Annotated in this window: 4 protein-coding genes; 3 read left to right on the plus strand and 1 reads right to left on the minus strand. The window is 45.1% G+C overall.

Features of this window, described 5'->3' with window-relative positions; translation table 11 throughout:
- The first annotated feature begins 121 nt into the window (after positions 1 to 121).
- Entirely contained in the window at positions 122 to 931 is an 810-nt protein-coding gene (locus tag VB714_RS20230; protein ID WP_323226488.1) for a Uma2 family endonuclease, read from the plus strand.
- Between the two features lie 66 nt (positions 932 to 997).
- Positions 998 to 2632 (plus strand): alpha-D-glucose phosphate-specific phosphoglucomutase, encoded by a 1635-nt coding sequence (locus VB714_RS20235; protein ID WP_323226489.1) that lies wholly within the window; start codon positions 998 to 1000, stop codon positions 2630 to 2632.
- Positions 2633 to 2734: 102 nt separating this feature from the next.
- Here the strand turns inward: VB714_RS20235 and pheT are convergent, their stop codons facing one another.
- Positions 2735 to 5167, minus strand: a complete 2433-nt coding sequence (gene pheT / locus VB714_RS20240) for a phenylalanine--tRNA ligase subunit beta (protein WP_323226490.1) — start codon at positions 5165 to 5167, stop codon at positions 2735 to 2737.
- Positions 5168 to 5682: 515 nt separating this feature from the next.
- On the opposite strand from pheT, the gene VB714_RS20245 reads away from it, so the two are divergent.
- Entirely contained in the window at positions 5683 to 7335 is a 1653-nt protein-coding gene (locus VB714_RS20245; protein WP_323226491.1) for a serine/threonine-protein kinase, read from the plus strand.
- Positions 7336 to 7478 lie beyond the last annotated feature (143 nt).

Below are 7478 nucleotides of genomic sequence, written 5' to 3' on the forward strand. Positions count from 1 at the left end.
TCAACAACTCAACATCGATCTTGATACTCTTGAATAGAGTAGAGAAAAGCGATCGCCGTGACGATAGCGAATATTGATAGTAGAATAAAACAAAGTATCGACCTTTTTCTCTTTTGAGGCAATGGTACAACAACTTTCTCCCCCATCGATTGACGACGACCTTCTCTATCCTGACAGTGACGGTAAACCTTTGGCTGACAATACGATTCAATTACGCTTAATTTTCACCATAAAAGGGGGTCTGGACTCTCTTTTTAAAGATCGAGAGGATGTGTTTGTGGCCGCAGATTTGTTATGGTATCCCGTCAAACTGACGAAACAACAAATCTTAGAGCAAGAGGAACCGCAAAAACAAGCACCAGATGTGATGGTAGTATTGGGAAGACCGAAAGGAGATAGAGGGTCTTATAGGCAATGGGAAGAGGAAAATATCGCCCCACAAGTTGCATTTGAAATCCTATCTCCTGGGAACAGGAAAAAAGAGATGGAGACAAAATTCGATTTTTATCAACAACATGGAATTGAAGAGTATTATTTGTACGATCCGAAGAAGAATCGCTTGCAAGGATGGTTGAGAAAAGGGAAGAAATTAAAAGTTATTTCGCAAATGGAGGGCTGGGAAAGCCCGCGTTTAGGAATAAAGTTTAGTACGATAGAGGGAGAATTAGCATTATTTTATCCCAATGGGGAAAGATTTGTTGATTATGTTGAGATAGTCGAACAGCGCGATCGCGAAAGAGAGGAGAAGGAGTTGCAAAAACAAAGAGCCGATCGCGAAAGAGAGGAGAAGGAGTTACAAAAACAAAGAGCCGATCGCTCAGAACGCGATCGCCAACAAATACAGGTAGAATTAGAAGTGGAACGAAGTAAATTGCAAGCAATGCGCGATCGCCTCCGACAAATGGGAATCGATCCCGATACTTTTTCTTAACCTTTTTCTTAACTAACAATGAACAACAAAATATTAAGATAATCTTGAAATGCTCAGATTGAATTCATGAATCTACGCACGGTAACAACAACCCCTTTTGACGACCAAAAACCCGGCACCTCCGGACTGAGAAAGTCCGTTATCGACTTCCAAAAGCCCCATTACCTCGAAAACTTCGTTCAATCCATTTTTGATAGCTTAGAAGGCTGCGAAGGGCAAACTCTTGCCCTTGGGGGAGACGGACGCTATTACAATCGCCAAGCCATTCAAACTATCCTGAAAATGGCTGCTGCAAATGGCATTGGTAAAATATTAGTGGGTCAAGGGGGTATCCTCTCCACTCCTGCAACGTCCTGCATTATTCGCAAGTATGAAACCTTTGGGGGGATCGTCCTCTCTGCCAGTCATAACCCCGGCGGTCCTGATGGTGACTTTGGCATAAAATATAACATTGGTAACGGCGGACCTGCTCCAGAAAAAGTCACAGAAGCTATTTTCGATCGCAGCAAAACAATTTCAGAATACAAAATCCTCGAAGCCGCAGATGTGAACATCGATCGCATTGGCTCCTTTAAATTGGGAACAATGGAAGTTGAGGTAATTGATTCTGTTGTGGCCTATGTCGAGTTGATGCAGTCTTTGTTTGACTTCGATTATATTCACCAATTGATTGCAGACAAGGGTTTTAAGCTCTGTATCGACTCTATGCACGCGGTGACGGGTCCTTATGCCAAAGCCATTTTTGAGCGGCATTTAGGGGCATCAGAAGGCACGGTAATTAATGGGATTCCTTTAGAAGATTTCGGTCAAGGACACCCGGATCCTAACCTTGTTTATGCGAAAGAATTGGTCGATATTCTCTTTGGGGATAATGCCCCAGATTTTGGTGCCGCTTCCGATGGAGACGGCGATCGCAATATGATTTTAGGGCGCAATTTCTTTGTTACCCCAAGCGATAGTTTAGCAATTCTCACGGCAAATGCTCACCTTGTCCCCGGTTATAAGAATGGCTTATCGGGAGTAGCGCGATCGATGCCCACCAGTGCCGCAGTAGACCGGGTTGCTGCTAAATTAGGCATTGGCTGTTACGAAACCCCGACGGGTTGGAAATTCTTTGGTAATTTATTAGATGCAGATAAAGCCACTTTGTGCGGTGAAGAAAGTTTCGGCACCGGTTCCAATCATATTCGCGAAAAAGATGGACTTTGGGCGGTTATTTTCTGGTTAAATATTCTCGCCGTGACGGGTAAATCTGTTGAACAAATTGTACAAGAACATTGGCAAACCTACGGACGAAATTTCTATTCTCGTCACGATTATGAAGCAGTAGAAACAAAGCCTGCAACACAATTAATGGAAAATCTGCGATCGGCTGTGGGGGGGATGAAAGGGACAAAACTTGGTGCTTATGAAGTGGAGTATGCTGATGATTTTAGTTATACCGATCCGGTTGATGGCAGTATTAGCAACAAACAAGGTATTCGGATCGGCTTTACCGATGGTTCTCGCATCGTTTTCCGCCTCTCGGGGACGGGGACAAAGGGAGCCACTTTACGGGTCTATTTAGAGCGCTATGAACCCGATTCTAGTCAACACGATCGCGATCCTCAAGAAGCCCTTGCAGATTTGATTGTTTTAGCCGATGAAGTCGCAAAAATCAAGGCATTAACCGGACGCGATCGCCCTACGGTCATTACTTAAATTGAATAGCTGAGGAATCGCAACCGCTCAATTTTTGCAACTTGCAATTTCTCCGTAGGGACGTTAAATTTAACGTCCCTACGGAGTTTCAGGTGATTGTATTTAAGAGCGTAATGTTACCTCAAATTTCTCCGTTAGTGCTTCCCGAACTTTTTGATGAATCGGTTCGATTTCAGCGTCAGTTAAAGTGCGATCGCCGGCACGATAAGCTAAACTAAAGGCTAAACTGTGCTGTCCTTCTGGGACATTTTTACCGAGATAGCGATCGAACAATTCGACTTTCACTAACAAATCTTTCCCGGTTTCCTGCATGGTTTTCTCCAACTCAGCCACAGGGAGATCGATGGGGGCAAAAAAGGCTAAATCCAGTTCTACCGAGGGATAAGGGGAGAAAGCTGTAAACTTAATTTGCGTCTCAATGTCGATCGCCTCGAACAAAAGTACCGCATCCAATTGGAACAGATAAATTTCATCAGGGAGATCGCGATCGCGCCGCAATTGAGGATGGAGTTGCCCGAAAATGCCCAAACGCTTCCCAGCAAGCCATAAGGAAGCTGTGCGCCCCGGATGCAAGCGTTTATCCTCGGTACTGGCTTGATAGTCAACCTGCACCCCTAAACGCTCAAAAGCCGCTTCTAATAGTCCCTTGGCTTCATACCACGTCAGGGGAGAACCTTTACCTCCCGTCGTCCATTGTCCTTGGGGGAAGCGATCGCCGCTTAAAATGCCTGCGATCGCCTCAGTTTCCAGAGATCGTCCCTCTTCATCACGATAGAAAATGCGCCCCAACTCAAACGCATTTAATGCCCCGTTGCCTCGGGTAAAGTTGTATTCGTAAGCATTAACGAACTCATCGAGTAACTCTTTTCGCAGGGCAGAATATTCACTCAACAAAGGATTCGCAATCGGAACTTCCGAGAGTTCTGGTTTTACGAGGGAATAATGCACCAGTTCTGTTAAACCAATACCACGCAAGGTTTCTCTCACTAAATTTCTGGCTTGATTTTTGGCAGGAATGCCCCCCGGTGCCGTTTGACTGGGGAGAGTTTCGCAGAAGCGATCGTACCCATACAGCCTTGCTACTTCCTCAATTAAGTCAATTTCCCGCTCTAAATCTCGATAGCGGTAGGGGGGAACCGTCACCACCCAAACGGAAGTCTCGCCCTTCTCCAAAATGCAGCCAAGGGCAGTGAGAATGCGTTCTACATCATCGGAGGCAATATCGATCGCCCCTCCCGCTTCTGTTTTTACCTGACCGAGAACCTCTCGAATGCGACTCAAACGCAATTCGATCCTTCTAGACCAGGAAGCGCGATCGCTGCGATTGTCATCGCGTCCCTGCTGGGTTACTGTTCCCCCTGCTAACTCCAAAATCAGCGCGATCGCGCGCTGACAAGCAATATCCAGTTCTGCTTGATTAACTCCCCGTTCGTAACGCGCCGAGGCTTCTGTCCGCAAACCCTGACATCGGGCGGAACGGCGAATAAACACGGGATCGAATAAAGCCGCCTCTAATAAAATATTGGTTGTCCCCTCATGTACCTCTGTTTCTTCTCCTCCCATTACCCCAGCTAAAGCCACCGGAATATCATTGGCAGTAATCAGGAAATTTTCTGGACGTAATTGGCGTTTCTGTCCGTCTAACGTGGCGATCGCCTCCTTTTTCTGAGCCAAACGGACACTAATGGTTAAATCTTTCTCTCCCGCAACAGCTTCCAGGCGATCGCGATCGAAAGCGTGTAAAGGTTGTCCCCACTCCAACAAGATTAAATTCGTGATATCCACCACATTATTAATCGGGCGCACTCCCGCCGCCTTTAAACGAGATTGCAACCAATCGGGAGAAGGAGCAATTTTGACCCCGGCGATCGCCGTCCCGATATAAACAGGACAACCCCGAGACTCTTCCACCGCGATCGTTAAACCCGTTCCTTTCTCGAACTCAACTTCGGCAACTGTCGGCAAATGTAACGCCCCTCCAGTCAAGGCCGTCACCTCTCGCGCCACTCCCACCATACTCAAAGCATCAGCGCGATTGGCCGTCGAAGTTAAATCCAAAATGACATCATCCAAACCCAACAGGGGACGCACATCGCTACCCACCTCTAAATCGGGTTCCGTAAAAATGTGAATTCCCTCCGATTCTTTCTCCAATCCCAATTCCTTCAAAGAGCAAATCATGCCAAAAGACTTGATGCCGCGCAATTTTGCCGCTTTTAACTTCAAGTCAATAATCGGCAGATAGGTCTTCGGAGGGGCAACCGCCACGAAAATCCCAGCTTTAACATTATTTGCACCGCAAACAATCGTGGAGGCATTATCCCCCCCGATATCCACCTCGCAGACACTTAATTTATCGGCATTGGGATGGCGCTGACAGTCCAGTACCTTCCCCACCACCACGCCATCCGCCCATTGACGGCGATCCTCAATATCTTCAACCTCAAACCCCGCGATCGTCAATATTTCTGCCAGTTTTTCAACAGGCAGTTCAATATCCACTAATTCCCGCAGCCATTTAACAGAAATTTGCATTGAATCGTCGTTTTTCCTTAAATCTGCATTTTTTTTATCCTACAGGGAACGGGACTTTTTAGGGAACAGCAGAAAGAACAACAGAAAAAAGCATTTTTGTCTAATCTCAAGACTTAATGCAGTTTGGGAGTAAGATGCTCCCATTACCCTTCTATCGTGATGGTTCTACGGTCATCTTGCCTGCTAGTGGGTAAATGCGTAAGTCTTAATAGTCCTAGGATTTCTTTTCTCTCAATGAAATTTAATCAAAAAATTATACTGTTTGTAACACATCTTGAATCGAACGGAGAACGATCTCGTTAAACCTCCATTGTCAATAGAAATATCGAGGAAAATTAAGATATCCTAGGTAAGAGGAGGAACGCTCTATTCTTCAAACACAAAATTATGAGTATCTTATCGGCTGTTTGCATGAGGGGCTAGACCCCCTGTTTAGAGAGCATTATCTCTAAAGTTCTTGTTTCAGATTCCCTTGAAGTTCTTGTTTCCAACCAACGTTACATCGATGACGCTGAATGAGTTATTGTCTCAATCCTTCCTGTTCTTCTCCCAAAAATCCCGATAAAACCGAGGTCTGCCAAAGTTGCGGCGCGAAAATATTAATGCGCGATCGCTACAAGGGCATCAAATCCCTCGGCCAAGGTGGATTTGGGATGACATTTCTCGCCATTGATATGTCATTGCCTGGCAATCCTCCTTGTGTGATCAAGCAATTACGCCCTTCGACAGACGATCCGCAAGTTTTTCAGATGGCGAAAGAATTGTTTGAACGAGAAGCTGAAACTTTGGGGAAAATTGGCAATCATCCTCAAGTTCCTCGGCTATTAGATTATTTTGAATACAATAAGTATTTTTATCTCGTACAGGAATATGTTAAGGGGAATAATCTCCAACAGGAAATCAAGAAAAATGGACCTCTTAGTGAAGCAGGGGCAAGGCAATTTTTGAGTGAAATTCTGCCGATGATTCAGTATATTCACTCCCAAGAAGTGATTCATCGCGATATCAAACCTGCTAATTTAATTCGACGAGAGCAAGATAAAAAGATAGTTTTAATTGATTTTGGCGCGGTTAAAAATAAAGTTAATCCCCAAGCGGCGGCGAATACTTCCGATCAAACGGCCTTGACTTCTTTTGCGATCGGGACCCCAGGGTTTGCCCCTCCCGAACAAATGGCACTGCGTCCGGTGTATTCCAGTGATGTTTATGCGTTAGGTGTAACTTGTATTTATTTATTAACCGGAAAATCTCCCAAAGAGTTAGATTACAATCAAAAAACTGGGGAGATGGAATGGCGCAAGGAGATGGATATTTCCGACAAATTTGCCAAGGTTTTGCAAAAAATGTTGGAAGTTTCCGTCCGCCATCGTTATAAAACTGCTGATGAAGTTTTGCGGGCGATGGAGTTAGAGGCTTATGAAGATCAATTACAACAAGGATTAATTACACCAAATCAGTCAAATCAAGGGAGTACTAATCTCTCTAATTCAGGCAGAAATGCGAATTCAGGGGATAGTACCTCCGGTCGTTCTAAGCCCGTTTCAGCATCGCAAAAATTAGCAGAACAATTGCGCCGAAGACGCGATCGCAACAAGCGAGGAGGCGCAGGAATGGGGGGATACAGTTCCTATAGTCCAGGTATGGGAGGTGCTGGGTTATCTGGTCGCGGGTCGCAATTGCCGGATTCGGGGGATATTATGAATACGGCGGGGCGGCCGGCCAAAAAACGCAAAGTGGTGAGATTAGATGAAAAAACGGTTCTCGATGGTTATGTGAAGGGACGGCGCGATTTTGCCCAACAGAATTTAAGTCAACTTGATTTGTCGGAAGCAGATTTGTCGGGAGGTATTTTTCACGAGTCGAAATTACGACGAACCAATCTCCAAAAAGCAATTTTGGTGAAGGCAGATTTTGGCAAGTCTAGTTTGGTCAAAGCGAATTTACGCAATGCTAATTTGGTGAGGGCTTATTTTTCCGGTGCCGATCTCGAAGAAGCGGATCTGCGCGGTGCCGATCTCAGTCATGCTAATTTTAGTCAGGCGAATTTGAATAAAGCTAATCTTTGCGGCGCAAATTTGACGGGGGCGAAAATTACGGAACAACAATTGGCTGTAGCGAAAACAAATTGGTCAACGGTAATGCCGGAAGGAAGAAAAGGATTCTGGTAAAATCGATATTTGATTGTTTAGCATAATTTCCGAGAATCCCCCTTTTGTAATCTTTGATTCAAGAGGGGATGAATCGGATAAAAATTTGTGGTATCGAAACCAAATTTTTATGTAGCTTGTTTTTGCTTTTCACAGCTTATGTT

The sequence above is a fragment of the Spirulina sp. 06S082 genome, from assembly GCF_034932145.1.
Taxonomy (GTDB): Bacteria; Cyanobacteriota; Cyanobacteriia; order Cyanobacteriales; family Spirulinaceae; genus CCY15215.

Coding starts and splice junctions, on each gene's coding strand:
- VB714_RS20235 (WP_323226489.1), top strand. CDS start 998: ATGAATCTACGCACGGTAACAACAACCCCTTTTGACGACCAAAAACCC.
- pheT (WP_323226490.1), bottom strand. CDS start 5,167: ATGCAAATTTCTGTTAAATGGCTGCGGGAATTAGTGGATATTGAACTG.
- VB714_RS20230 (WP_323226488.1), top strand. CDS start 122: ATGGTACAACAACTTTCTCCCCCATCGATTGACGACGACCTTCTCTAT.
- VB714_RS20245 (WP_323226491.1), top strand. CDS start 5,683: ATGAGTTATTGTCTCAATCCTTCCTGTTCTTCTCCCAAAAATCCCGAT.